1 protein-coding gene is annotated in these 1,428 nt (G+C 68.3%); it reads right to left on the minus strand.

Features of this window, described 5'->3' with window-relative positions:
• Positions 1–49: 49 nt before the first annotated feature.
• On the minus strand, positions 50–1,297 hold the full coding sequence (locus tag CCO04_RS28080; RefSeq protein WP_215817487.1) for an IS256 family transposase: 1,248 nt from the start codon (positions 1,295–1,297) through the stop codon (positions 50–52).
• Positions 1,298–1,428: the final 131 nt, after the last annotated feature.

Here is a 1,428-nt window from a genome sequence, read left to right on the forward strand (position 1 = left end):
GGTCAAGTCCCGGCTAGTGGTGTAGCGCTGTGTTCCTTCGCTGGGGGGTTCAGGCAGTGAGTGCTGGCAGTTGGTCGGCTCCGATCTCGGTGTCGGTGGTGGGGATGGGGTTGACGCGGCAGCGGGCGAGGACTTCGAGTCCGAGGTATCGGCGGCCTTCGGCCCATTCGTCGGTCTGCTCGGCCAAGACCGCGCCGACGAGGCGCACGATGGCCTCGCGGGTGGGGAAGATCCCGACGGCGTCGGTGCGGCGGCGGATCTCGCGGTTGAGTCGTTCGGCGGGGTTGTTGGACCAGATCTGGGTCCACACGTCCTTGGGGAATTCGGTGAACGCGAGGATGTCCGCACGCGCTTGGTCGAGGTGGTCGTGGACCTCGGGGAGCTTGCCGTCGACGTAGTCCAGCAGCCGGTCGAACTGGGCGTGCACCGCCGGCCGGTCGGGCTGGTCGTAGACGCTGTGCAGCATCGCCTTGACCGCCGGCCACATCGACTTCGGCGTCACCGACATGAGGTTCGCTGCGTAGTGGGTGCGGCACCGTTGCCAGGCCGCGCCAGCCAGGTTCGCTGCGACCGCCTCGACCAGACCGGGGTGGGCGTCGCTGGTCACGAGCCGTACCCCGGACAGGCCGCGGGCGACCAGGTCGGCGAAGAACTCGTTCCACGCCGCACCGGTCTCGGCGGTGGCCACCCGCATCCCCAGGACCTCGCGGTGGCCATCGCCGTTCACGCCGGTGGCCAGCAACACCGCGGCGTTGATCACCCGGCCGCCCTCGCGGACCTTCATCGTCAACGCATCGGCGGCGACGAAGGTGAACGGGCCAGCGGCATCGAGGGGACGGTGGCGGAACTGCTCGACGTGCTCGTCGAGCTCGGCGGCCATCCGCGAGACCTGCGACTTCGACAGCGAGTCGATGCCGAGGGTCTTGACCAGCTTGTCCATCCGCCGCGTGCTAACGCCGGCGAGGTAGCAGTCCGCTACCACGGTGATCAGCGCGGTCTCGGCTCGCTTGCGGCGCTCGAGCAACCATTCGGGGAAGTAGGTGCCCTTGCGGAGCTTGGGGATCGCCACATCGATCGTGCCGACGCGGGTGTCGAGGTCGCGGTGGCGGTAGCCGTTGCGCTGCGCGACCCGGCCTGGGGTGGGGCGGCCGTACTCGGCGCCGACCACGGCGTCGGCGTCCGCGGACAGCAGGGCGTTGATCATCGTCTGCAGCAGCTGGCGCATCAGATCTGGCGACGCTTCGGCGAGGGCTTCACCGAGCAGGCGTGCAGGGTCGACAATGTGAGGAGCGGTCATCGTGATGACTCCGTTCGAGAGTGCTGTGAGAGGTTCACTCGAAGGATCACGCGGTGGCCGCTGCTTCGTCATCCGTACTCGCCGGTGACGATCTCGGCGACCGCGCTACACCACTATCGGGGACTCAACTC

This window comes from Pimelobacter sp. 30-1 (assembly GCF_018831735.1).
GTDB lineage: Bacteria > Actinomycetota > Actinomycetes > Propionibacteriales > Nocardioidaceae > Nocardioides.

Bases quoted from the DNA above. Each gene is read 5' to 3' on its own strand.
- CCO04_RS28080 (WP_215817487.1), bottom strand. From the start codon at position 1,297: ATGACCGCTCCTCACATTGTCGACCCTGCACGCCTGCTCGGTGAAGCC.